This is a genomic window from Pseudoalteromonas sp. bablab_jr010 (assembly GCF_016464105.1).
Taxonomy (GTDB): domain Bacteria; phylum Pseudomonadota; class Gammaproteobacteria; order Enterobacterales; family Alteromonadaceae; genus Pseudoalteromonas; species Pseudoalteromonas simplex.
On record NZ_JACDWV010000201.1, the window covers coordinates 100053 to 125925 of the forward strand.

At 41.9% G+C, this 25873-nt stretch carries 27 protein-coding genes; 15 read left to right on the plus strand and 12 right to left on the minus strand.

Going from position 1 to position 25873, the window contains the following annotated elements; genetic code table 11:
• Positions 1–5: 5 nt before the first annotated feature.
• The 9 genes from rraB to JIG37_RS21195 all read right to left on the minus strand — a co-directional run bounded on the left by rraB (position 6) and on the right by JIG37_RS21195 (position 8988).
• Positions 6–341: a ribonuclease E inhibitor RraB gene (rraB, locus tag JIG37_RS21155; RefSeq protein ID WP_054552644.1), complete on the minus strand. Its 336-nt coding sequence runs from the start codon at positions 339–341 to the stop codon at positions 6–8.
• Positions 341–1054 carry a 1-acylglycerol-3-phosphate O-acyltransferase gene (locus tag JIG37_RS21160; protein ID WP_054552645.1) on the minus strand — a complete coding sequence of 238 codons (714 nt, stop codon included), beginning with the start codon at positions 1052–1054 and terminating at the stop codon, positions 341–343. Before JIG37_RS21160 ends, rraB begins: the two co-directional genes overlap by 1 nt.
• Before the next feature lie 136 nt (positions 1055–1190).
• The gene (gene parC / locus JIG37_RS21165) at positions 1191–3488 is read right to left on the minus strand and encodes a DNA topoisomerase IV subunit A (RefSeq protein WP_054552646.1); all 2298 of its coding nucleotides are present in this window, start codon (positions 3486–3488) and stop codon (positions 1191–1193) included.
• Positions 3489–3498: 10 nt separating this feature from the next.
• On the minus strand, positions 3499–4599 hold the full coding sequence (locus tag JIG37_RS21170) for a PQQ-dependent sugar dehydrogenase (protein ID WP_199530215.1): 1101 nt from the start codon (positions 4597–4599) through the stop codon (positions 3499–3501).
• Between the two features lie 51 nt (positions 4600–4650).
• Positions 4651–6540, minus strand: coding sequence for a DNA topoisomerase IV subunit B (gene parE / locus JIG37_RS21175; protein WP_054552648.1), 1890 nt, complete (start codon positions 6538–6540; stop codon positions 4651–4653).
• Between the two features lie 33 nt (positions 6541–6573).
• Positions 6574–7134, minus strand: coding sequence for a YqiA/YcfP family alpha/beta fold hydrolase (locus JIG37_RS21180; protein WP_054552649.1), 561 nt, complete (start codon positions 7132–7134; stop codon positions 6574–6576).
• On the minus strand, positions 7119–7901 hold the full coding sequence (locus JIG37_RS21185) for a metallophosphoesterase (RefSeq protein WP_199530216.1): 783 nt from the start codon (positions 7899–7901) through the stop codon (positions 7119–7121). Before JIG37_RS21185 ends, JIG37_RS21180 begins: the two co-directional genes overlap by 16 nt.
• The gene (locus tag JIG37_RS21190) at positions 7888–8346 is read right to left on the minus strand and encodes a DUF1249 domain-containing protein (protein WP_054552651.1); all 459 of its coding nucleotides are present in this window, start codon (positions 8344–8346) and stop codon (positions 7888–7890) included. The genes JIG37_RS21185 and JIG37_RS21190 overlap by 14 nt, the downstream gene beginning before the upstream one ends.
• A gap of 9 nt (positions 8347–8355) precedes the next feature.
• Positions 8356–8988 carry an NUDIX domain-containing protein gene (locus tag JIG37_RS21195; RefSeq protein WP_199530217.1) on the minus strand — a complete coding sequence of 211 codons (633 nt, stop codon included), beginning with the start codon at positions 8986–8988 and terminating at the stop codon, positions 8356–8358.
• A gap of 150 nt (positions 8989–9138) precedes the next feature.
• On the opposite strand from JIG37_RS21195, the gene tolC reads away from it, so the two are divergent.
• The 3 genes from tolC (at position 9139) to JIG37_RS21210 (ending at position 12145) form a co-directional block, all read left to right on the plus strand.
• Positions 9139–10479: an outer membrane channel protein TolC gene (tolC, locus tag JIG37_RS21200; protein WP_199530218.1), complete on the plus strand. Its 1341-nt coding sequence runs from the start codon at positions 9139–9141 to the stop codon at positions 10477–10479.
• Between the two features lie 104 nt (positions 10480–10583).
• Positions 10584–11510 carry an LpxL/LpxP family Kdo(2)-lipid IV(A) lauroyl/palmitoleoyl acyltransferase gene (gene lpxL / locus JIG37_RS21205; RefSeq protein WP_054552654.1) on the plus strand — a complete coding sequence of 309 codons (927 nt, stop codon included), beginning with the start codon at positions 10584–10586 and terminating at the stop codon, positions 11508–11510.
• Positions 11511–11569: 59 nt separating this feature from the next.
• A complete protein-coding gene (locus JIG37_RS21210) occupies positions 11570–12145 on the plus strand; it encodes a TcpQ domain-containing protein (RefSeq protein ID WP_199530219.1) in 576 nt (191 codons plus the stop codon).
• Here the strand turns inward: JIG37_RS21210 and glnE are convergent.
• Complete coding sequence (gene glnE, locus JIG37_RS21215; RefSeq protein ID WP_199530220.1) at positions 12142–14928, minus strand: bifunctional [glutamate--ammonia ligase]-adenylyl-L-tyrosine phosphorylase/[glutamate--ammonia-ligase] adenylyltransferase; 2787 nt, start codon at positions 14926–14928, stop codon at positions 12142–12144. The two genes, JIG37_RS21210 and glnE, sit on opposite strands and share 4 nt — an antisense overlap.
• A gap of 72 nt (positions 14929–15000) precedes the next feature.
• Here glnE and JIG37_RS21220 point away from each other — a divergent pair, with 72 nt between their 5' ends.
• The 6 genes from JIG37_RS21220 (at position 15001) to ruvX (ending at position 19261) form a co-directional block, all read left to right on the plus strand.
• Positions 15001–15894, plus strand: coding sequence for a hypothetical protein (locus JIG37_RS21220; protein ID WP_054552657.1), 894 nt, complete (start codon positions 15001–15003; stop codon positions 15892–15894).
• A 28-nt stretch (positions 15895–15922) separates the two neighbouring features.
• Positions 15923–16390: a hypothetical protein gene (locus JIG37_RS21225; RefSeq protein ID WP_054552658.1), complete on the plus strand. Its 468-nt coding sequence runs from the start codon at positions 15923–15925 to the stop codon at positions 16388–16390.
• 62 nt (positions 16391–16452) lie between these two features.
• Complete coding sequence (gene rsmE / locus JIG37_RS21230) at positions 16453–17187, plus strand: 16S rRNA (uracil(1498)-N(3))-methyltransferase (protein ID WP_187490296.1); 735 nt, start codon at positions 16453–16455, stop codon at positions 17185–17187.
• 68 nt (positions 17188–17255) lie between these two features.
• Positions 17256–18209, plus strand: a complete 954-nt coding sequence (gene gshB, locus JIG37_RS21235; RefSeq protein ID WP_199530221.1) for a glutathione synthase — start codon at positions 17256–17258, stop codon at positions 18207–18209.
• Between the two features lie 24 nt (positions 18210–18233).
• Entirely contained in the window at positions 18234–18791 is a 558-nt protein-coding gene (locus JIG37_RS21240) for a YqgE/AlgH family protein (RefSeq protein ID WP_054552661.1), read from the plus strand.
• Between the two features lie 20 nt (positions 18792–18811).
• Entirely contained in the window at positions 18812–19261 is a 450-nt protein-coding gene (ruvX, locus tag JIG37_RS21245) for a Holliday junction resolvase RuvX (RefSeq protein WP_054552662.1), read from the plus strand.
• Positions 19262–19328: 67 nt separating this feature from the next.
• Here ruvX and JIG37_RS21250 read toward each other — a convergent pair whose 3' ends face one another.
• On the minus strand, positions 19329–20462 hold the full coding sequence (locus tag JIG37_RS21250) for a PilT/PilU family type 4a pilus ATPase (protein WP_054552663.1): 1134 nt from the start codon (positions 20460–20462) through the stop codon (positions 19329–19331).
• Positions 20463–20476: 14 nt separating this feature from the next.
• On the minus strand, positions 20477–21517 hold the full coding sequence (locus JIG37_RS21255) for a type IV pilus twitching motility protein PilT (protein ID WP_054552664.1): 1041 nt from the start codon (positions 21515–21517) through the stop codon (positions 20477–20479).
• A 2-nt stretch (positions 21518–21519) separates the two neighbouring features.
• Here JIG37_RS21255 and JIG37_RS21260 point away from each other — a divergent pair, with 2 nt between their 5' ends.
• From JIG37_RS21260 to hemW, 6 genes are read left to right on the plus strand one after another with little or no spacing between them, the layout of a single operon-like run.
• On the plus strand, positions 21520–22233 hold the full coding sequence (locus tag JIG37_RS21260) for a YggS family pyridoxal phosphate-dependent enzyme (protein WP_138598891.1): 714 nt from the start codon (positions 21520–21522) through the stop codon (positions 22231–22233).
• Positions 22234–22250: 17 nt separating this feature from the next.
• Entirely contained in the window at positions 22251–23072 is an 822-nt protein-coding gene (proC, locus tag JIG37_RS21265) for a pyrroline-5-carboxylate reductase (RefSeq protein WP_199530222.1), read from the plus strand.
• Positions 23073–23095: 23 nt separating this feature from the next.
• Complete coding sequence (locus JIG37_RS21270; RefSeq protein ID WP_054552667.1) at positions 23096–23629, plus strand: YggT family protein; 534 nt, start codon at positions 23096–23098, stop codon at positions 23627–23629.
• A gap of 58 nt (positions 23630–23687) precedes the next feature.
• A complete protein-coding gene (locus JIG37_RS21275) occupies positions 23688–24128 on the plus strand; it encodes a DUF4426 domain-containing protein (RefSeq protein ID WP_054552668.1) in 441 nt (146 codons plus the stop codon).
• Between the two features lie 7 nt (positions 24129–24135).
• Positions 24136–24735, plus strand: a complete 600-nt coding sequence (locus JIG37_RS21280) for an XTP/dITP diphosphatase (RefSeq protein ID WP_058586594.1) — start codon at positions 24136–24138, stop codon at positions 24733–24735.
• Entirely contained in the window at positions 24732–25865 is a 1134-nt protein-coding gene (gene hemW, locus JIG37_RS21285; protein ID WP_199530223.1) for a radical SAM family heme chaperone HemW, read from the plus strand. The genes JIG37_RS21280 and hemW overlap by 4 nt, the downstream gene beginning before the upstream one ends.
• Positions 25866–25873: the final 8 nt, after the last annotated feature.

Below are 25873 nucleotides of genomic sequence, written 5' to 3' on the forward strand. Positions count from 1 at the left end.
GCTGTTTATTCCTGAAAGTAAGTGCCCCAGCCGTCGTATTCAACGTCTGTTTGCTGAGCAAGCGCTTCTAACTTGTCTACGTCTTCCATAATGGCTTCTACATCAAGTTCACACTCAACAACCACGTCAAAGCTCCATACTTTCTCGCCGTCTTCTAGCTCAAGTTCAGCTGGTTCTTCAACATCGTAACCTAGTTTAAAAGCGGCTAAAGCTGCTTGCTCTAATTTTTCAAAATTTTCGCTAACAAAGTGGTGTTCCACTTCATAAAGTACTTCAGGATCTGAGCCATCTTCAAGCAATGAAGTAACGATGTCTTCAGTAATTTCGCGCCAATTTTCCATTATTTGTTTCTCACTTGAGCATCTAATTCAGTTATTTTAGCGGCCATAATCTGATGAACATGTGAAGCATGGTCACGAGCAGATACGTCTTTATCAAGATAAATCGGCGCTAACATTTCGAGGTAAATTGTACCATTATCCCAGCGATTTAGCTTAATAGTTTTGTGCGTTGTACTCATACAAACTGGTACAACTGGCACATCAGCACTCATTGCTGTGTGAAATGCCCCGGTTTTAAAGGGTAATAAACCGCGACCATAGCTTCGCGTGCCCTCAGGAAACATCCAAACCGACAAGCCTTTTTGTTTTATTTTCTCAGCTGATTTAGAAATTGTGCCCGCCGCTTTTGAGCGGTTAGCACGATCAATTAAGATATTGCCCGATAACCAATATAGCTGACCAAAAAACGGGATCCATTTGAGGCTTTTTTTACCAAGGCTTACGCAGTTCTCTGGCACCATGGCAGGTAAAGTGAATAGGTCATAGTTATTTTGATGATTTGCTACATAGACAGCAGGACCAATATTTTTTGGAGTCTCGTGATATTTAAGCTCTAGTTTGACACCTAAAATTTTAGCTACCTTGCAAAACCAACCCGCAATAATATGCACGTTATTTGTATGAAACGGCTTCACAATGCATAAAAGCAGCCCAAAAACACAGCTTAAAACAATAAATAACGCCATGAAAATTATGCGAAAAATAGCTAACAAACGAATTCTCCTCGTATTAATCAGCGCGCATTATAACGTGAAAAATAGCATTTCCATAGCTTTAAGCGCACATGTGTACGCTTAAAATTTCATAACGTTTTAACAATAAAAAGGCCTGCAATTGCAGGCCTCTGGTTTACTCAGTTACTTCACTTGGCGACTCATCACTGTCATCAGTTTGAGTCACTTCGACTACAGCTTCATCAACACGCTGTAAGCCTCGGGGTAACTTATTACCTCGTCTACCACGTTCACCATGATAATGCTCAAGATCAGCCGGTTTCAGTGTCAGTTTTCGTTTACCTGCATGCAGGGTTACGCTACTGCCCGCAGGCACCACAGCCAGCACTTTTACAAACTCTTCACGGGCTTGCACTTTCGCACTTGGGATAGAAATAATCTTATTTCCTTTACCTTTACTAAGCTTAGGTAAATCTCGCAGTGGGAATAACAACATGCGGCCTTCGTTAGAAATTGCCATACAGTAATCTGTTGCTACGTCAGTTACTCTAATTGGCGCGAGTAATTCACCGCCTTTAGGAACACTGACCAGCGCTTTACCGTTTTTATTCTTACTCACCAGATCTTTAAAGTCACTTATAAAGCCATAGCCTGCATCTGAAGCCATTAACAACACTTGGTTGTCTTCTGCCATCACCACATGCTCAAAGTTGGCGCCAGAGCTTAAGTTAAAGCGCCCTGTCATTGGTTCGCCTTGGCTTCGAGCTGAAGGTAAACTATGTGCATCAGTAGCAAAAGCACGACCACTTGAGTCTAAGAACACTGCAGGCTGGTTACTCTTACCTCGCGCTGAGGCTTTATAGCTGTCGCCTGACTTATAACTCAGCCCTTCAACATCTAAATCATGGCCTTTACCAACACGTGCCCAACCTTTTTCGGATAACACAACAGTCACTGATTCTGAAGGGATAAGGTCTTTTTCGCTTAGTGCTTTTGCTTCTAAACGTTCAACAACTGGTGAGCGACGATCATCACCATACATTTCAGCCGCTTCTTGGATTTCTTTTTTCATCAACGTCGACATACGACGCTCTGAACCAAGCGTTTGCTCTAACTTGTCACGCTCAAGGGCAAGCTCATCTTGCTCACCTTTAATCTTGAACTCTTCAAGTTTTGCTAAATGACGTAGTTTTAACTCTAAAATCGCTTCTGCTTGAATATCTGTTAAACCAAAACGCTCCATTAAAACAGGCTTTGGTTTATCTTCAGTACGGATGATTTCGATGACTTCATCAATATTTAAAAAGGCCGTTAATAAACCTTCTAAAATATGTAAGCGTGCTAATACCTTGTCTAAACGGTGCTGTAAGCGACGGCGAACTGTTTCACGGCGGAACGTTAACCACTCAGTTAAGATACTACGTAAATCTTTCACTTGCGGACGACCATCAAGGCCAAGCATGTTTAAGTTTACGCGGTAGTTCTTTTCTAAATCTGTGGTTGCAAATAGGTGCGCCATTAATGGCTCAGCCTTGATGCGGTTAGAACGCGGTACAATCACGATGCGGGTCGGGTTTTCGTGATCAGATTCGTCACGTAAATCAGCAACCATCGGCAACTTTTTAGCATTCATTTGCGCAGCAATTTGCTCAAGCACTTTAGCACCTGAACACTGATGAGGCAGCGCGGTGATCACTATGTCACCTTGCTCTTCAGTGTAAATTGCACGCATCTTGATAGAACCACGTCCAGTTTGATAAATCTTACGAATATCGTCTTTCGGTGTGATAATCTCAGCTTCTGTTGGGTAGTCAGGCGCATGCACTAACTCAAGCAACTCTTCGATTTCAGTTTTTGGCTTATCAAGTAATAAACAACAGGCACTGGCAACTTCACGCACATTATGTGGTGGAATATCGGTTGCCATACCTACAGCAATACCCGTTACACCATTGAGTAAGATGTGCGGTAAACGCGCAGGTAACACCATTGGCTCATCAAGTGTGCCGTCAAAGTTTGCGGTCCAATCGACAGTGCCTTGACCCAGCTCTTTTAGTAAAACTTCTGAGAACTTAGATAAACGCGCTTCGGTGTAACGCATTGCAGCAAATGACTTAGGATCATCGGCAGCACCCCAGTTACCTTGACCGTCCACCAGCGGGTAGCGGTAAGAAAACGGCTGCGCCATTAACACCATGGCTTCGTAACAAGCACTATCACCATGAGGGTGATATTTACCCAGTACATCACCCACGGTACGGGCTGATTTTTTATATTTTGCTTGCGCCGATAACCCCAGTTCGCTCATTGCATAGATGATACGACGCTGTACAGGCTTAAGACCGTCACCTACATGAGGTAAGGCACGGTCCATAATGACGTACATTGAGTAGTTTAAGTAGGCGTCTTCAGTAAAGCGCCCCATTGTTTGTTGTTCTATGCCTTGCATCAGCAAGGTATCTGTATCACTCATTAACGCTTACCTATTTTTTCTTAGCACTAACGCGATAGATCACATTAGCAAAGTCGTCTGAGATTAATAAGCTGCCATCTGCAAGCTCTGCAAATGCAACTGGGCGACCAAATGTTTCTTCGTTTTGCATAAAGCCTGTAATGAACGGGGTGTACTTATTAATACGACCTTGTTCAACATTCGCTAGCATCACTTTGTAGCCTGACTTTTTACTGCGGTTCCATGAACCATGCTCAGCAACAAAAAGCTGCTCTTTGAATTTAGCAGGAAACTGCTTACCGTTATAAAAATGAATACCTAAAGGAGCAACATGAGCACCAAGTGCAAGGGCTGGCGATTTGTAGTCAGCAATACTTTTACCTTTACCAAACTCAGGATCTAAAATCGCCCCAGCGTGAACATAAGGGAAGCCATAATGCGCACCCTCTTCACCTTCACCAACACGGTTAATTTCACAAGGTGGCATGTCATCGCCCATCATGTCACGGCCGTTATCACTAAACCAAAATGCATTCGTTGTAGGGTGATAATCAAAACCAACTGAATTACGAACGCCTTTGGCAATTGTTTTAATTTCTTTTGTGTCAACATCTAACGAGAAGATACGACCATATTTTTCGTCTTCAGCACAAATGTTACATGGTACACCCACTGGCACAATTAACTCACCAGTTGGCGCAAAACTAATGAATTTCCAGCCATGGTGACGATCAGTTGGAAACTTATCGTATACCACGTCGTATTTAGGATCTTTTAAATTTTTATCAACGTCTTTAAAACGGATGATACGTGACACTTCAGCCACATATAAATCACCATCTTTAATCGCTAAACCTGATGGCATTTCAAGACCTGTGGCAATAACCATTTTTCTGTCAGCCACACCATCACTGTTATGGTCAATCAACGCATAAACATTGCCTGCTTTACGTGAGCCTGCGTAAACAATACCTCTTTTTGATACCGCAATTTGACGTGCATTTTCTACATCATCAGCAAACAGGCTAATAGAAAACCCATCAGCAACTGTTAACTTATCAAGAATATCTTTTGCCATTGCAGGCGCTGATAACAAGCTCAGCGACAATAATGAGGTCAGTAGTTTTTTCATTTTTTCTTGCCCTTTAATTCGTTGCTAGCAACTAGGTTGCTACACCTTTAACTAAACTTCTGCGCGGTTTCCGTGATCTTCTAACCACTGACGACGATCTGACGAACGTTTCTTTGCAAGAAGCATATCCATCATTTCCATGGTTTGCTCTTCTTCATCTAAGGTTAATTGCACTAAACGACGCGTATTAGGATCCATCGTGGTTTCGCGTAATTGTAACGGGTTCATTTCACCTAACCCTTTGAAGCGTTGAACATTAACCTTACCGCGTTTTTTCTCAGCTTCAATGCGCGCTAAAATACCGTTCTTTTCGTCTTCATCAAGGGCGTAGTAAACCTCTTTACCAATGTCGATACGAAATAGCGGCGGCATAGCTACATACACATGGCCTTGTTTGATAAGCGATGGAAAGTGACGAACAAACAGCGCACAAAGCAAGGTAGCAATGTGTAATCCATCTGAGTCAGCATCGGCCAAGATACAAATCTTGTTATAACGCAGACCAGATAAATCACTTGAATCAGGGTCAATACCCAGAGCGACAGAAATATCATGCACCTCTTGCGATGCTAAAATCTGCCCAGATTCAACTTCCCAGGTATTTAAAATCTTACCGCGCAGCGGCATGATTGCTTGGAATTCACGGTCGCGCGCTTGTTTTGCTGAACCACCTGCTGAATCACCCTCTACTAAAAACAGTTCAGTACGGTCATTATCTTGGGCACTGCAATCCGTTAATTTACCCGGTAATGCAGGGCCTGAGGTAACACGCTTACGCACAACTTTTTTAGCAGCACGTAAACGGCGCTGCGCATTTGAGATACATAACTCAGCTAATAATTCTGCCGTTTCTGTATGCTCGTTTAACCATAAACTAAATGAGTCTTTTACCACACCTGATACAAACGCAGCGCATGAGCGAGAAGACAGCTTTTCTTTTGTTTGGCCAGCAAACTGTGGGTCTTGCATTTTAACCGACAATACGTAGCTACAACGCTCCCAAATATCATCTGGTGTTAGCTTTACACCACGTGGTAATAGGTTTCTAAATTCACAAAATTCACGCATTGCTTCAAGCAAGCCTTGGCGTAAACCATTAACGTGTGTACCGCCTTGTGCAGTAGGAATTAAGTTTACATAACTTTCAGCGATTGATTCACCGCCTTCAGGTAGCCAAACAACCGCCCAGTCAGCGCCTTCGGTTGAACTTGAAAAATCACCAATAAACGGCTCTTTTGGTAATACTTCAAAGCCTTTGACTGCTTCAACTAGGTAATCTTTTAAGCCTGTTTCGTAATACCACTCTTGGCTTTCTTTGGTTTGCTTGTTAGTAAACTTAATGCGCAAGCCTGGGCACAATACCGCTTTGGCTTTTAATAAGTGATTAAGCTTAGTAATTGAAAAGTTAGCTGAGTCAAAATAGCTCGCATCTGGCCAAAAACGTACAGTTGTCCCTGTGTTACGTTTACCCACAGTACCAATGACGTTTAGATCTTCAACCTTGTCACCGTTTTCAAAAGCCATACGAAATTGCTGCGCATCACGGCGCACAGTCACTTCAACACGAGTCGATAGCGCATTTACAACCGAAATACCTACCCCGTGTAAACCACCTGAGAACTGATAGTTTTTATTAGAGAACTTACCACCGGCGTGCAGCTTGGTAAAAATAAGTTCCACACCCGGGATACCTTCTTCAGGGTGAATATCAATCGGCATACCACGGCCATCATCGATAACCTCAAGGGAGTTATCTTCATGAAGGATGACATCTATTTTAGTGGCATGGCCTGCCATTGCTTCATCGACACTGTTATCGATAACTTCTTGACCTAAATGATTAGGTCGAACCGTGTCGGTATACATACCTGGGCGGCGTTTTACGGGCTCTAATCCGTTTAAGACTTCAATTGCTTCGGCGTTATAATTTTGCTGACTCATAGTTTTTATATCTTTTATGCGCTTAGCTATGTTTTACGTGATTTTAAGAAAATCTACAATACTTGCAAAGGTTTGTTCGAAGCCGATAAAACTATGATCGCCTCCAAATTCAACGTGTTGCTTACACTGAGAATAATATTTAACCGCCTGCTGAAATGGCAGTACTTCATCGCCCGTTTGCTGTAGCAAATAAATCAATGAAGGGGTGTCTAATTGCGGCAAATATAAACTGCGCAATGCATCCATGTGACGAGTACCAAGTTCATAATGACTATCTTGATACGGGTTATAATTTTCCCCTAAATAGTTACCGAGTAACTCAAATGGGCGAACCGCAGGGTTAATGACTACCGCGGGTATTGAATAACGTTGCGACAAATAGGTCGCATAAAAACCACCTAATGAACTACCTAGTAATACAGTATCATCATTTAGCAGTTGTTCTAATTGTAAAATTGCATGTAATGGCTCATGAGTTAATCGCGGCACCTGATAATCGACATCAAATTGCGCCATGTGCTCACCAAAACGAACAGCTTTGTAAGATTGCTCAGAGCTATTAAAGCCATGAATATAAATTACTCGTTTAGCCATACTACATCCGTGGTTAGCAGTAAGCTTTGTTGCTCATCAACTGTTAAGTCGATGAGTCGAAATGCGGGGCCTAAATCCTCTTGCTGCCACGCCATCGTGTGTTTGCTAAATTGTATTGAACTGGCAGGTGTCGCATACACACTAAGATTACGGTAGGTTTGCGTGTATTCATGATGCACATGACCATGGAACACGCCCACACACTGCTCAGTATTAACGCAGGTATTTAAAAACTGCGGGCCATTTTCTAGCATATGTTTATCTAGGTAGGCTTGAATAGGCAACGGGTTATGATGACAAAACACCACACTTTGAACCTGCCCTACCACTTGGCTCAACTCATCTAAATGCGTTTGTGTTACCCAGCCGGCCGGTGTCGGGCCTTTTGAGTTAGCTAACAGCAACTGCCCACCTAAAAAGGTAATGCGTTTATTGTTTAAAATTTGCGGGCTTATAAGCTTTTCATATTCAGCAAGTTCATCATGATTACCCGGCAGCCAAAACACCGGACAACTGAGCGCTGAGTCTGCTATTAATTTAGCAAAAAGCTGATAAGAATCGTTGCTGTGATCTTGTGTTAAATCTCCACCAAATACCACACAATCCACATCTAATTCAGCAATCGCTTCTAAACAGCGTGAAAAATACGCTGCCGTATTCACGCTAAAGTATTCACCATGGATGTCTTTTGATAAGTGGCAATCAGTGATGTGGGCAACTTTCAGTGCTGTTTTATCAAAATGGAAGGCGTCACTAAACCAAGCCATTATTTACATCCCAATTTAAAACTGCTCGGCCGTTTTCAACACAAGCCACCAGCCAGTCATACAAAAAGGCGTTAAGCTGATATTTTTCATCTTTTTGGTGCATATTCGGATTAGGGTAAGCATAGGAAGGCTTGATGCGCTGATGAAAATCATGATGCACGATTTCGGCTACTTTCGCATCATGATACATGCGCACAGTTAAATACAAAGGTTTAACCGAAGGCAAATGACCGGCTTCTTGTCTGATAGAAATATCTGTGGTGTATTTTGCTGTATCGTCAACTTTAACCGCAAAAGTGCTGTGCCCTAATTGCACTTTACGCTCCTGACCTACACGTCGCTCATTAGGTAATAGTTTCAGCGCACGCACGTAATTATGCTCACACAAAGTTAAGTACTTAGGTAAGCTTTGAATATAACGCTGCTGGGCACTGACGTACGACAAAATAATCCCCTATGAGTTTTTCCAATCAGACAGTATACGTTGCTTATTCAGTGCTAACCACTGTAATGAGATAACTGTCGCTGCATTATCTATTTCACCCTGTTCTAGGCGCAGCATAGCTTCATCATATGACATTACATGAGTTTTGATATCTTCATCTTCATTATCAAGGCCAAAAATACCGCCTTGATACCCTGCTAAGTCAGTGCGCGCTAAATATAAATACAAACGTTCAGTGGTGCCGCCGGGGCTTGAAAGATACGACATCATAAATTCCAGCTCGTTAAGCTCAATACCGGCTTCTTCGAATGCTTCACGTTTGGCAACATCTTCATAATCAGTACTGCCATCAGCCATGCCTGCAATACACTCAAGTAACCAAGGTGACTGCTTTGATGCGAGTGCCCCGATTCTAATTTGTTCAATTAATAAAACTTGATCAGTCGTAGGATCATAAGGAAGCACAGCAACAGCATGGCCGCGCTCTAAAATTTCACGTTTAACTTCTACTGATTTACCACCCGCAAACAAGGCATGATGAAAGCGATAGATATTAATTTTAAAGAAACCATTATAAACACGCTCAATTGGCTTTAACTCTATGTCATCATGGTTAAATTGTGAGACTGCTGATATTTTCATCCTTTATTTCCTTTACACTGCAAGCAAAAATTACGACCAATTATATTCTGTTACACTTGGACATGCAGATTTACGTAATTTTTTTTTGGTTATTCATTAAAAAAGAGTACCATGGTGATAGTACAAAATTGTCTAAGGACTGAACGAACAATGAAAAAAACTCTACTCGCTGCGCTGATCGGGTTTTCAAGCGCACTGACTGCAACAGCTAGTTATGCTGAAGACTTACTACAAGTTTACGAGATTGCTACAGCAAACGATCCTACCGTACTTAAAGCAAAAGCCCAAGCAGATGCGCAAGCTTATGAAAGTGATCGCGCGTTAAGTGCACTATTACCACAAATTGGCTTAAGCCTTGGTTATGAAACAACCAAGTCTGATCTTTATGAGGGTAATGATACTACAGGTTATGCTGGTTATGATTACGATCCTGATGTTTTCAGCCGTGGTATTAGCCTAAACCAAACACTATTTGATTTAGGCGCTTGGAACTCGCTAGGTATTGCTGATAAGCAAGCATTACAAGCAAACGCTCAGTATGATTTTGCACGCCAAGATCTAATCGTTCGTGTAGCTGAGGGTTACTTCAACGTACTAAGTGCAATCGATAACCTTGAGTTTGTTCAAGCAGAAAAGCGTGCCATCGAGCGCCAATTGCAACAAACTAAAGAGCGTTATGCGGTAGGTTTAACAGCAATCACTGACGTACACGAAGCACAAGCTCAATATGATAACTCTGTTGCACAAGAAATTGTTGCTAAGAACAGTGTTGAAACAGCGCGTGAGCAACTTCGCGAAATCACTGGTAAATATCACGCGAAATTAGACATGTTGAATACAGATACATTTTCAACTGTTGCGCCAAATAAACAATCGTCTGAGTACATCAAAATTGCTGAAGACAACAACTTAAATCTGCAAGTTTCTAAAGTAACGGTTGATATTGCAAAAGATCAAATTGATTTAGCAAAAGCGGGTCACTATCCGAAGCTAACATTAAGTGCTTCTTACGGTGACAGCCTAACCGATCTAAATAGCAACTCACATCAACCTCGTGAAGATAGCGCTAAAATTGGCGTTAACTTTAGCCTACCGATTTACTCAGGTGGTGCTACAACTGCAGCAACAGATCAAGCTCGCGCTTTTTATGTTGCCGCAAGTGAAGATTTAGAAGCAAGCTTACGTGCAGTAACTCGCTCGGTTATTACATCGTATAACCAAGTAGTGTCTGACATTGCCACGTATAAAGCCTTACAACAAGCTGTTGTTTCTGCAGAAAGTGCACTTAAAGCAACTGAAGCAGGCTTTGAAGTTGGTACACGTACTATCGTTGACGTATTGATCAGCACGCAAAACTTATATAACGCAAAAAGTAACTTAGCAAATGTTCGTTACCGCTATGTTGTTTCAACACTTCGCTTGAAACAAGCTGCTGGTACACTAACTAGTGAAGACCTTATTGCTATTAACCAAGGTTTAAAAGAAATCTAAATATTTCTTCCAAACTTATACCAACAAAGCCAGCCTAGCGCTGGCTTTTTGTATTTTTAAACACTTACAGTTAAACTAGCTTTTTTATTTTTAGAGATTTTTTTGTGGTTAGTTCATCACCGTTTAAAGCGTCTTTTTTGGGCCCTCGCTACTGGTTAACTTGGGTTGGCATTTTCTTTTTATATCTTATCTCTTGGTTGCCACATAAATTGCAACTAGCGCTTGGAAAACTGCTCGGCCGCCTAGTACACCGTTTTATGAAACGTCGTCGCCATATTGCTGAGGTGAATATTCGTTTGTGCTTTCCTGAAATGCCAGAGCACGAACAACGCGAACTAGTTCGTAAAAATATGGAAAATACCGGTATTGCGATGATGGAAACCGGCATGGCTTGGTGGTGGCCCGAGTGGCGAGTTAAAAAAGTGTATGGATCGATAAAAGGGTTAGAATATTTTCAGCAAATTCAGCAATCAGGCAAAGGCGTTTTACTTCTTGTTCCACACATTTTACACCTTGAAATGGCGAGTCGAGTAATGGGCTTAAAGCACCAAGGTATTGGTTTTTATCGCCCACATAATAATCCTCTAATGGAGTATTTTACTACCAATGGTCGCTTACGCTCTAATGAATATCTAATCGGTAAAAAAGATGTCAAAGGCCTACTGCAAGCCCTCAAAAACAAGAAGGTTTGTTACTACCTGCCAGATCAAGACTATGGCCGTAATCGTTGCGAGTTTGCACCGTTTTATGCGGTAAAAGATACAGCAACAACTACAGGTGCACTGCTGTTTGCCAATAGTAAGAACTGCGAAACCGTAAGTTTAACAAGTCGTCGTGATGAGAATGGATGCTATCATCTAGAAGTGCTTCCTATTTTAGAAAATTTCCCTAGTGGCGATAACCTTGCTGATGTAACACGCGTTAACCAGCGTATGGAACAAGCAATAAACGTGGCTCCTGAGCAGTACATGTGGCTACATCGCCGCTTTAAAACTCGTCCAGATAAGAATGCACCTTCTTATTACAAGTAGAGTGACATTTTGCTGTATGTATGGTTTTATTAAGCTAATTAACAACAAGAGTATTAGAAATGTGGTTTTGGGTTAAGCATTTATCATTAGCTGTCATTTTGATTGCTGCTGCTATTTATTTTTTATTTGGCAGCGGTCCCGTATTAAATATCAAAAATACTCAAAATGCAGCGGCCCAAGGTCTATCACGCTTTTATTCAGCCCTTCGAAATCAGGTCAATGACAAAGATAACGAGCGAGATAAATATGTTCTTAAATTACCGACACCTGAAACTAGTCTAGATGTCGCACTATTTGAGCGTGAAAAAGTCGTTGAGCCTTCATCGCCAAACTGGACCGGAGATATACAACCTCGTCGCTTTGAAAATGGCACGACTTTAAAAGATGTATTATCTGATTATGCTAAAAATGAAGATATTGTGTTGTATTGGTATCTTAGTAAAGACTACGTAGTAAAAGATCACTTTCGAGTTGATAGCAACTTCGTTTCTGCATTGTATCAAGTAGGTCGAGCAATCAACGATGATTTCGAAAATGAGGTTTACACTTATTTTTGTTTTAAGCAAAGAGCGGCTGTGATCACTGAGCTGCCCTCTGCTTATGTACGTGAAAATTGCCGCCGTTTAAAAAGCTAAAACACCTGTAGCCACGCCTGACTAACTAAGTCGATATGCTGAGTTAACTCAGCACGTGGCGCACAACGCCCCTGCTGATTCAAACTCATTACATGATAACGTGAACGATAGGCTATATACGCAGCCACTAACTCTTGCTGCATTTGCTCACTAATACAGCCTAAACGCGCCGCATCGGCTAGTATACGTACATTATCAGACCAGCTCGTTAGCTCTGGATGTTGCTTAGCATTATTTAGCACCAGATACTGAGTAATAAATTCAATATCTGTAATACCGCCCCTATCTTGCTTCAAATCAAACAGCTCATCGTTACCCTTAGCAAGGTGAGCGCGCATTTTTTCGCGCATCTCAACAACATCCGTTTTTAATTTTTCGTTATCACGGGTTTGGCATAACACATCTATACGAATTCGCGCGAAACGATCTTTTAATGATGCTTGACCGTAAATCATGCGTGAGCGAACGAGAGCTTGATGTTCCCAAGTCCATGCTTGAGTTTGCTGATAGTGGTAGTAACTTTCTAAATTAATAGCCAGTAAGCCTGACGCCCCTTCAGGACGTAAACGAGTATCAAGCTCGTATAAAATACCAGACGCCGTGCGAGTATTGAATAAATGCATTAAGCGCTGTGCAAGTTTTAAATAAAACTGACGCGAATCAATCGACTTATCACCATCGGTATAGCTGCTGCCATCGTGGTTATGCACAAACACAAGGTCTAAGTCTGAATCGTAGCCAACTTCATAGCCACCCGTTTTACCGTAGGCGATTACCGCAAAGCCTTTTTCTTGCTCTGACGTATTAACGGGCTGACCAAAGCGTTCAACACACGCATGCCATGCAATATTGACCGCTTGCTCTACAATTGCCTCAGCAAGCGCTGTAAGGTGGTCGCTTACCTTCATCACGCTGAGTACACCTGTTGCATCAGCCGCTGCAATGCGTAGTTGATGCGTTTGCTTAAACTGACGAAGAGCTTCCATTTGCAGCTCTAGATCACCATGCTCAATGCGCAAGAAGTATTGTCTAATTTCATCTTTGTAAGCAGATAAAGGTGTCGGTTTATAAAGCACCTGAGGATCGATCAGCTCATCAAGTAAAATTGGGTAACGAGAGATATGTTCGCCAATCCATTTACTATGACAGCATAGTGCAACCAGTTGATTTAAGGCTCCAGGGTTTTCATACAACAGCTCTAGATAAGCGGTTCGTGAAATGATCTTATTCAATACTTGGCAGATCATCATAAAGGCGTCACTGCTCGCTTTTGCTATCGTTAATTGTTTAAGTAAAAGCGGCATTAATTTATCTAAAATGTCACGACCTCGACTACCAACCTTCGCCTTAGTTAAACGCGCCTTAAAATCTTCCAATGCTGCTTGCCAATCAAGGTTCGGCTCACACATCAGGCTAACATCCGTCATTTCCCATGCGCTGATGTACTCATTTTCACACGGGTCACTGGTTTCACTTTCAAAACCAATCACCTGTTCGAATTCACTATGGACTTGAGACATGATCTGCTCGATACTTGACAAACACTGATTAAAATCGTCTTTATTGAGCAAATAACATAAACGTTGTTGGTTTAATTCGTCATCAGGTAGGGTTTGCGTTTGCTTATCAGCAAATATCTGTAAGTACTGCTCAATTTGACGCAAGTCTAAATAGTTTTGTGTAAGTAATTCAGCCTCTTTGTTGGACATAACCTGATTGTTAACCAGTTCTTTTAAAGCAACTAATAATGACTGAGTTTGCAGGTTAGCTTCGCGACCACCTCGCACCATTTGCAGCGCTTGTACCACAAATTCCACTTCTCGAATGCCCCCTGCGCCTAATTTAATATTGTTTGTAAGGCGTTTTCGGCGTACTTCTTGAGCTATCATTTGCTTCATTTTACGCAGCGATTCAATCACCGAGAAATCAATATAGCGGCGATAAACAAATGGCCGTAGCAATTCATAAAACTCATTCCAATAACGGTTTTCTGTGCCGATTAATCGCCCTTTTAGCATGGCGTAGCGTTCCCATTCACGTCCTTGCTCTTGATAATAATCTTCCATAGCATGAAAGCTCATCACCAAAGGCCCACTTTCACCAAATGGGCGCAGGCGCATATCAACCCGAAATACTTGTCCATTTACCGTAGTTTGATTAAGCGCCATAATCAGCTTTTGCGCCACTTTGGTATAAAACACCTGCGCTTCAATAGAGCGACGCCCACCTTGCGTTGCAACATCACGAGGGTAAGAAAAAATTAAATCAATGTCAGAGGAGTAATTAAGCTCTCCTCCACCTAGTTTACCCATGCCTAAAACTAACATTTGCATTGCATTACCGTCATCATCAAGCGGCATACCACTAACTTTAGCTACCTGCGCAAACGCCCACTGATTGGCACTATCGATAAGCTGATTTGCAAGCACAGAGATATAAGCGATGCTATCAGCGATTGGGTTTGCACAGCACAAGTCAAGAAAAGCCACTTTCAACCAGTACTTTTCTCGATACAAACGCAGTTTTGCCATTGCAGCATTGTCGTCAAGCTCATTGATTTCTGTACTACTTAACGGAGCTTCAACTGCGCGGTTAGCAAGCTCCTTATCATCAAGTAACCAGTCTTTTAAGTTTGGCTGAGATTGTAAGCAGTTCCACGCAAAGTCGCTTAAAGACAACAAGTTAATAATTTTCTGTTGTTCAGTTTCCCCCTCATACAAGCTCGCGAAGCGGGTTTGGCCTAACTGATGAAGTGACTCTGGAAGCGCGTGTAAATTACTCATTAAATACTCTCTTTTAACTTGCCAATAACCGTACTAGAATGATAATCAAAGAATTATTTAGCAGGGACCTGCATGTCATATTTATCACTATCTAACACTAGTTTAGTCGCGATTGCTATTAGTTTCGCAGTAATCTGCGCCACTATAGTACTGCTACGTATTCTTACGCAAATCAAAGCAAAACAAGCGCTTAAAGAAGAGCTTGCGCAACATGATAACTTTGCCATGGGAATAAGCTTTGCCAGCGAAATCATGGTCGTTATAGCAACTATCGCTTATATATTTGATGAGATTAGCTTAAGTGCAGCCCAATCTAATCCGCTAAAAGTACTTTTACTCATTGTGCTGTTGTTTGCTTTTATAAAAATAGGCCATTTAATTCATCGTAAATGGATTTTGCATCGCTTTAATGAAGAAGCCGCTATTCTAAAGCAAAATGTCTGCGCCGCCTTGGTCGATTCAGGCATGCTAATCGCAAACTGTATTATTGCTCTTGGTCTTTATAACTGGTGCCATACTCAAGGCTATAGCAGCTTATTGATCGCCACAGTGAGCTTTTTTGTGCTGCAAGGTATGTTTGCCCTTGATAGTAAAATCCGTGAGTATCGTTTTGCAAAAGCTAACCAAGGTGCGTCGCTACAAAGTAATTTTAATCTAGAAAATACTTCCATCGGTATCCGCTACGCCGGTAAGTCTATTGGCCTTGCTCTTGCCGGTTATGCTGGTCTTGCCAGTGCATCATTTATTAGTGGTAAGATGGTAGAAAACTTATTCACTTTGGTATCTCATTGCGGTGCTATGTGGGTATTACTTTATATTTTGAGCTACATTATTAAGTATATTTCTTTACCTAATATAGATACTTCTCTTGAAGTTGATCATCAAGATAATATTGGTATTGCGTGTATTGAGTTTGCCGTTTTTGGCGCAATAGGCTATTTACTTATTAGTATGTTTTCAATTTGATACGGAAGTTTTAGTACCGTGAGACTCTATGCCCTTTAAAGTTAATGATTATTTACTAGTTGATATAGACAATGAGTTTAGCCGAGCCTTTACTGAGCATTACTTTGCGAGCGTTGAAGGCTCAACGCTTGTTGTGGCAGGCGCAAATAGCCGCCACATGGTCAAACTTATGTTTGATGAATTAATAAAAGATTACTGTTATTGCGACTTCAGTAATGAAATAAGTGTCTCTGAACTGGCCAGCTACCTGCATGAACACCACAACATTAAAGGTGTTTTAATTAATTTAACCGATTACCAATTAGCGGATGATGCACAAAAATTTATATACAATTCCCTACATAAAATACGTTATTTAGTAAAACAAGAAGAACAAGGTTTTAGCTTTGCGCCTTGCCCCGACAGCGCCCATATAAATCACCTTTCCTGTCAAACAACTATCGCTGAAACGACGACAGATCTTTTACCATTAGCTGAAGAGTTAAATAGAAAATAAATAATTGCACCTAAGCCGCTGTATACTTACCATATTGCTAAATTTATTGATAAGTGAAAGCCATGCGAGTTCCACATATTTACCAACCTTCAGCGATTTCTTTAAACACCCCAGTAGCACTAGATGATGATGCCGCAGGTCATGTTGGCCGCGTATTGCGCATGCAAGTCGGTGATAAGGTCTCGATTTTTAATGGTGAAGGAGGTGAATACCTCAGTGAAATTATTGAAGTGAGCAAAAAAAACGTGGTCGTTAAGCCACTGGAATTTGTTGATCATGATGTTGAGTCGCCTTTAAAGATTCACTTAGGCCAAGGTATTTCTCGTGGTGATAAAATGGATTTCACTATTCAAAAATCAGTCGAGCTTGGTATTACAGAAATCACCCCTATTTTTAGTCAACGTTGTGGCGTAAAACTAAGTGGCGATCGCCTTGCTAAAAAACATCAACAATGGCAAAAAATTGCAATTGCCGCGGCTGAACAATCTGGCCGCAACGTTGTGCCTGTTGTACACCCGCCTATCGATATAAAAGAGTGGCTAGAACAAGCAAGTGATGCGATTAAACTTACTTTGCACCCGCGTGCTGAGCACAGTATTAAAACGATTCAAATCCCCAGTGAAGGGGTACGCTTTTTAGTCGGTCCTGAAGGTGGATTTACCGATGAAGAAATTAACATTGCTAAGCAGCAAGACTTTGTTGATATCCGCTTAGGGCCACGTGTTCTGCGAACAGAAACAGCCGCTCTGACGGTATTGAGCGCATTACAATTGCAGTTTGGCGATTTAGCGAATTGAAAACAGTAAAAATACCCATATATCAAAGTAACAAAACACAGTATGGCATACGATTCTAAGGCAAAAATATGGCAATTAAGCTAGGCATAATCTCTGATCCAATTAGTGGCTTTAATATTAAAAAAGACACTGGCTTTGCAATGATGATGGAAGCACAAAAGCGCGGTTACGAAATTTACTACATGGAAATGGATGACCTTTCTCTACGTCAAGGTCAAGGCTATGCAACAGCTGCCAAAGCCCGTGTATTTAATGATGTTAATCACTGGTATGAATTAGAAGAAAAAGCCACCATTGCTTTAGCTGATTTAGACGTTATTTTAATGCGTAAAGATCCGCCTTTTGATACTGAGTACATCTACGCTACTTATATTTTAGAGCGTGCTGAGCAAGCTGGTACGCTGGTTATCAATAAGCCGCAAAGCTTACGCGATGCCAACGAAAAGCTATTCACGGCTTGGTTTAGCGAACATACGCCAGATACTTTAGTAACACGTAGCCAAGCAGACATTCGTGCATTTTTAGCTGAGCATAAAGATATTATTTTAAAACCCCTTGATGGTATGGGTGGTGCTTCTATCTTTAGAGTTAAAGAAGATGATGCCAATATTGGTGTGATCTGCGAAACATTAACCGAGCATGGTAGTCGTTTTGCAATGGCACAAAATTATATCCCTGAAATCAAGCAAGGCGATAAACGCGTTCTTGTGGTTGATGGTGAAGTAATGCCGTACTGCCTAGCGCGTATCCCGCAAAATGGCGAAACGCGTGGTAACTTGGCAGCAGGTGGTAGAGGTGAAGCACGTCCAATTAGCGATTCAGACCGTAAAATTGCAGAGGCTGTTGCACCTACACTGAAAGAAAAAGGCCTTATTTTTGTTGGTCTAGATATCATTGGCGATCGTTTAACTGAAATCAATGTCACTGCGCCAACGTGTGTAAAAGAGATTGAAGCTGCTTATGACATTTCAATCACTGGTCACTTATTTGATGCCATTGAAAGAAAACTGAGCCATACTTAATTTAAACAACAAAAGGGGCGACCTATGCAGTCATTAGAGAACCATTTCTTAATCGCAATGCCAAGCATGCAAGACCCTTTTTTTAAGCGTGCTGTTACGTATATTTGTGAGCACAACCAAGATGGTGCGATGGGCTTGGTAATTAACCAGCCTATCAATATCACCGTGGGCGAGCTTCTCGATAAAATCGAAATTGATAACGATAAAAGTAAGCAAGCAGCAGGCTTAGCTGTATATGCTGGCGGGCCTGTAAAAACCGATCGCGGTTTTGTTTTGCACTCACCAAAGCCTGGTTATGCAGCGAGTCAAAAGCTCAGCAGTGATATTATGATCACCACTTCAAAGGATGTGTTAGCAAGCCTAACAACGAGTGAAGCACCAGAACAATTTATTATCACATTGGGTTATGCTGGTTGGGATCAAGGACAGTTAGAGCAAGAACTGCTGGAGAATTCATGGTTAATTATCAAAGCAGACCCTGAGATCATCTTTAATACACCTGTTGAAAAACGTTGGGAAAAAGCGGTTTCGATGCTGGGTTTTGATGTCGGTCAATTAAGCTCTGAAGCAGGCCATGCTTAACATTTATAATTTTTAAGACTATGACAAAACGAACGTTTAAGGCACTCGGTGAACGCACCGTAATGGGTTTTGACTTTGGCACCAAAAGTATTGGTATTGCCATTGGTCAAGAACTCACAGGAACAGCATCAAGTTTACAAGCTGTAAAAGCGAAAGATGGTATTCCAGATTGGCAACTAATTAAAAAACAAGTGGACGAGTGGCAACCCGATTTAATGGTGGTTGGTTTACCGCTTAATATGGATGGCACCAATCAAGAAGTTACCTTTAAAGCTAAGAAGTTCGCTAACCGCTTACACAACCACTTTGCTATACCGGTTGAAACGCAAGACGAACGACTAACCACTGCAGACGCAAAAGCGCGTTTATTCGAACAAGGTGGCTACCGAAACCTCGGCAAAGGTAATGTTGATAACATGTCTGCTGTGATTATTTTAGAAAGCTTTTTTGAGCAGTTTTATGGTGAGTAGGCGCCTTCAACGTATTTAAAGAGTGCCAGCACAGACAGTGCTGGCATGTAATTCCCTTTTGTTTTAACTAAGATTTACCTTTTTCGTCAAGGCCATCAATAGTCACACCCTGTAAGAAACCAGCCCCTTTTTGTTCATTGTTTTGTAGCTTAATCATTAAACGTAAGTCATTTGGCGAGTCAGCATGGTGCAGCGCATCAGCATAGTTAATGCGGCGCTGTTTATAAAGCTCAAATAATGCTTGGTCAAAGGTCTGCATGCCCATTTCTTTCGATTTAGCCATAGTCTCTTTAATAGAACCGATATCGCCTTTTTTAATAAGCTCTGCCACCATAGGTGAGTTAAGCAAAATTTCGATAGCAGCGACACGCCCTTCCCCATCGGCAGTTGGCACCAACTGCTGAGCAACAATGGCGCGAAGGTTTAGTGCAAGGTCGTACTTTAACTTATCGTGCTTTTCTTTAGGCACCAAATGCATGATACGGTCAATGGCTTGGTTGGCATTGTTCGCATGCAGTGTTGCGACACATAAGTGACCAGTTTCGGCAAAGCTGAGTGCATATTCCATGGTTTCTTGTGAGCGGATCTCACCAATTAAGATCACATCAGGTGCTTGACGCAACGAGCTTTTCAGCGCTGATTCAAAGCTTTCTGTATCAAGACCAACTTCACGTTGAGTGATAATGCTTTTACGGTGCTCATGCACAAATTCGATAGGATCTTCAATAGTAAGAATATGACCACGTTGATTGCGGTTACGATAACCTAGAAGCGCAGCAAGCGAGGTTGACTTACCCGTACCAGTACCACCTACAAATAGCACTAAGCCACGTTTTGCCATAATCACGTCGGTTAACGTTGATGGCAAACCAAGTTCATTCACATCAGGAATTTGTGTTACAATACGGCGAATAACCATTCCAGCCCTGTCTCGTTGCCAAAAAGCAGAAACACGGAAACGACCTTCATCAGTAGCAATCGCAAAGTTACACTCTTTACTGTCATGAAATTCTTTGCGCTGTTTGTCGTTCATTGCTGACTCGACCAAAGCGAGTGAATCCTCATCTGAGAGTTTTTCATCGCTTAAAGGTATTAATTCACCGTTTACTTTTGCACTGACTGGCAGTTGGCTAGAAACAAACAAGTCAGAGCCTTTTTTGTCGATCATGACTTGCAAAAAATGATTTAAAGGTAAAGACATTTTATATAGCTCCGTTAGCCACCAAACTGGGTTTTATCTTGCGCTTTAGCTCGCGCATCAACATTAGTAATAATGCCGTAGTTAACCAAATTACCTAAACATTGGTCCATGGTCTGCATGCCATGCGATGCACCAGTTTGAATTGATGAGTACATTTGCGCAATTTTATCTTCACGGATCAGATTTCGTATTGCAGGAATACCGATCATGATTTCATGGGCTGCTACTCGGCCGCCGCCTACCTTTTTAAGTAAAGTTTGCGAGATTACGGCACGTAGTGATTCTGACAACATTGAACGTACCATGTCTTTTTCTTCACCTGGGAACACGTCAATAATACGGTCAATGGTTTTTGGTGCAGAGGTAGTATGCAAGGTACCAAACACTAAGTGACCTGTTTCTGCCGCAGTCATCGCTAAGCGAATTGTTTCAAGGTCACGCAGCTCACCCACTAAAATAACATCAGGGTCTTCACGTAGTGCACTTCTAAGTGCATTAGAGAAGCTATGCGTATCACGGTGAACTTCACGTTGGTTAATAAGGCTTAGCTTATTTTCATGTACGAATTCGATTGGATCTTCGATAGTTAAAATATGGTGATGTTTAGTTTGATTAATATAATCGACCATCGCCGCCAAAGTCGTTGATTTACCAGAACCAGTAGGGCCGGTGACTAGCACCAAACCACGTGGATTGTCGGCAATGGTTTTAAAAATATCTGGGGCACCTAAATCATCCAGCGTTAAAACATCACTTGGGATAGTACGAAACACCGCCGCAGGACCACGGTTTGAATTAAATGCGTTAACACGAAAACGCGCAAGGTTTGGCACTTCGAAAGAAAAATCCACTTCGAGATTTTGTTCATAGTCCTTACGCTGATTATCGTTCATAATATCGTATACCAGACTATTTACATCTTTTTGTTCTAATGCTGGAATATTAATACGACGTACATCACCATCAACACGTATCATAGGTGATACGCCTGATGACAAGTGTAAATCCGAGGCTTTGTGTTGCACACTAAAGGCCAATAATTCGGTAATATCCATTTATGACTCCACAACCAACTGATAATTATATGGTTACAATAGCAGAACGACTTACATCCGCCTACGCAAGAATTGCTCAAGCTGCAAAAAATAATCACCGCGATGAGCAATCAATCAACCTATTGGCTGTTTCAAAAACAAAACCTGCCGACGATATTATTGCTGCCTATAAGCATGGTCAACGCCAGTTTGGCGAATCGTACGTTCAAGAAGCGGTAACAAAAGTCACAGCATTGGCTGATTATAAAGACATTATTTGGCACTTTATCGGCCCTATTCAATCAAATAAAAGTGCCCAAGTAGCCACGCATTTTGATTGGGTACAAAGTGTTGACCGCACTAAAATTGCAAAACGTCTTAATGAGCAACGACCAGCCGACAAAGCCCCACTCAATGTATTAATTCAAGTTAATATTAGTTTAGAAGAGGCTAAGTCAGGCTGCCACCCAGACGAGCTAATGGCATTGGCCGAATTTATCAGTCAATGCCCTAATTTATGCCTGCGCGGTGTGATGGCTATTCCTGCCAAAACCGACGATGCCCAGCTACAATTACAATATTTTGAGCAATTAAGCGCTTGCTTTGATAAACTAAAGGCCCAATATCCCCAAGTAGACACCTTGTCGATGGGTATGAGTAACGATGTTGAAGCGGCGATTGCAGCGGGTTCAACCATGGTACGCATTGGCACGGATATATTTGGCCAACGAAATTAAAAGGTGATAACAGACATATGTCAGACAAAAAAATCGCATTTATAGGCACGGGTAACATGAGCTACGCCATCATTGGCGGCATGGTAAAGAACGGTTTTGCAGCAAAAAACATCATTGCAACCAATCGCAACCAAGAAAAATTAGCTAAGGTTGCTGCTGATTTCGGGGTGCAAACTACCGCGGATAACAACGCGGCACTTCGCGATGCTGATGTGATTGTCTTATCTGTTAAACCACAAATGATGGGCGATCTTTGCCAATCATTCCAAGATTCAGGCGTTGATTTTAGCGACAAGCTATTTATTTCAGTAGCAGCAGGTCTTACCGTAAACCGTTTACGTGAAATGCTAGGTCAAGATGTGAAAATGGTGCGTTGTATGCCAAATACACCATCATTACTAGGCCGTGGTGTTTCTGGCCTTTATGGCGCTGGCGAAACCACTGAAGAGCACGAGTTTGTACAACAAGTTTTTGAGTGTACAGGCATTGTTGTTTGGGTTGAGCAAGAGTCACAAATCAACGACATCATTGCTGTTACAGGCTCATCACCTGCTTACTTCTTCTTATTTATGGAAGCTATTGAAGAAAAAGCGAAAGCACTTGGCTTTAGTGATGAAGATGCGCGCCGTTTAGTGCAACAAACCGCACTGGGTGCTGCCGAAATGGCTCTTTCGCAACCAGACATCAGTATTTCTCAGCTACGTGCAAACGTAACCTCTAAAGGGGGTACGACTCACGAAGCTGTTGAACACCTTAAATCACAAGGTTTAGTCGGCACTGTTGCAGATGCAATGGATGCTTGTATTGCTCGCGCTGAAGCGATGGAAAAAGAACTTTAAGCTTACTTTTTGAAGGTAAAACTATGCAAGCCATGCACTTTTTAGTTGGGATTATTTTTGATCTCTTTTTAATGGTGGTCCTTTTACGCTTTTGGTTACAAGCGGCAAAAGCTGACTTTTACAATCCTATGAGCCAGTTTGTGGTGAAAGCCACTTCGTTCGCAGTGAACCCACTTCGTAAAATCATCCCAGGAGTGGGTGGCTTTGATATTGCTTCGTTAGTGCTTGCTTATTTAGTTGCTGTAGCCAAACTCAGTGTTATTTTTCTGATGTTTTATAACGCTTGGGCGCCAGGTCCGGTATTTATTCAAGCGTTAATTACAGTAATTAAAGAAGGTTTAAACTTACTATTTTGGGTATTAATTATTCGTGCTTTACTTAGCTGGGTAAGCCAAGGCTACAACCCTATTGAGGCTGTATTCCACCAGCTAACTGAGCCAATGTTGCGCCCTATTCGTAAGATTATCCCACCACTAGGTGGTCTAGACCTATCAATCTTAGTGTTGATTATTGGTCTACAGTTTTTACAGTTTTTAGTAATGGATTTAATTGGCTAAGCGTTTAACGTTAAGCAGTAAGGGGCCGAAAGGCCTCTTTTGTTAAGTGAGATATACCATGAAGCAATTTATTTATTTTTCTTTGATTGTATTGAGTTTATTTACAACCTTTGCCAAAGCTGATGAACAAGCAGGCGCCCAGTACAAAGTTCTTGGCCCTTGGGAAGTTCATTACATTGCATTTCCATCGACTTTTATTCAGCCAAACATTGCTAAAAACTATGATTTAGAGCGTAGCCCTAGCAAAGGGATTATTAATATTTCGGTATTGAAAAACAGCGATAAAACAGCGCAGACAGCAACTTTAACTGGCACTGCACGTAACCTACTTGGTAATAAAAAGCAGCTTACATTTAAAGAAGTTGTTGAAGGCGATGCGATTTATTACCTCGCGCAAATCGATTACAGCAACGAAGAAATTTACCGTTTTGATATCGAAATTAATCAAAACGGCAAACTACAAACGCTGAAATTTCAGCAAAAATTTTACGTAGATTAATAGACCTATGAACAACACCTTGGTTTTAGCCACGGGTAACCCTGGCAAAGTAAAAGAGCTGGCAAGCATGCTCAGCCCACTTAATATTAACGTGGTTCCACAAAGCGACTTTCAAGTGCCAGACGTGCCAGAAACAGGCACCACATTTGTTGAAAACGCCATTATTAAAGCGCGCCATGCAGCAAAGATCACAGGCATGCCTGCGATTGCTGATGACTCAGGCCTTGAAGTAGACGGCCTAAATGGTGCACCTGGTGTGTACTCTGCACGCTTTGCCGGAGCGGGTGCTAGCGATCAAGATAATATCGACAAGTTACTAAAAGAGCTTGCTGATAACCCTGTTCGTAGTGCGCGTTTTTGGTGTGTGTTAGTATTAATGCGCCACGCCGACGACCCAACACCGCTTATTTGTAGTGCCAGTTGGGAAGGCGAAATCACCCATAGCCAAGATGGTCAGGGTGGTTTTGGTTATGATCCTGTTTTTTACGTACCATCTGAGCAATGCACTAGCGCTCAGTTAACTAAAGAGCAAAAAAATGCCCTTAGCCATCGCGGCCAAGCTTTAAAACAACTACTTGCGCAATTGCAGCAAAAAGGCGGCCTGTGAGTTTACCGCCTTTAAGTTTATATGTGCACGTGCCTTGGTGCGTGCAAAAGTGCCCATACTGTGACTTTAATAGCCATGGTCAAAAAGGCACAATCCCCGAAAAAGAATACGTTCAGCATCTTATTGATGATCTCAAGGCCGATTTGCACTTAGTGCAAGGGCGTAAAATCCACAGCATTTTTATTGGCGGCGGCACGCCAAGCTTATTAACCGGTGACGCATATACTCGCCTACTTGGTGAAGTCGACAGATTAATTGGCCTAACTGATGACTGTGAAATTACCCTAGAGGCAAACCCAGGTACCGTCGAAACAGGTCGCTTTAAAGAATATGTTGCCGCTGGCATCAATCGTATTTCGATTGGTGTGCAAAGTATGCAAAACGACAAGCTAAAAGCCCTTGGTCGTATTCATGGTGCTGATGAAGCAAGTTATGCGGCTAAACAAGCACACCAAGCGGGGCTAAACAGTTTTAATCTTGATTTAATGCATGGCTTGCCAGGGCAATCTGTTGCAGACGCCTTAAGCGACCTTGAAAAAATTATTGCCCTTAATCCTCCTCATATCTCTTGGTATCAACTAACCATTGAGCCAAATACGCAGTTTGCTTCTAAGCCACCGACCTTACCTCATGACGACACCCTTTGGGATATTCAAGAACAAGGTCAAGCGTTACTCGCAGCAGCAGGTTATGAGCAATACGAGATCTCAGGCTACGCCAAGCCCGGCTACCAATGCCGTCATAACTTGAATTATTGGCGATTTGGCGATTATCTCGGTATCGGCTGTGGTGCTCATGGTAAAATTACTGATGAAAATAAAGTCATCACCCGCACCGTGAAAGTTAAGCACCCGCGGGGCTATATGGACCTTGCCAAACCGTATTTATATCAGCAATGGCAAGTAGCAGAAGACGACTTAGCTTTTGAATTCTTTATGAATCGTTTTCGTTTAGTCGAACCCTGCCCCAAAGCTGATTTACCTTTGCTTACAAGTTTGTCACTGCAAAGTCAGGAACAAGCCTTGACTGAGGCAATTGCAAAAGGCTTACTAATTGATGATAAAGATAACTGGCAGGTAAGCCAAAAAGGCCATCGCTTTTTAAATGACCTGCTAGAATTATTCGTTTAAGAATTATA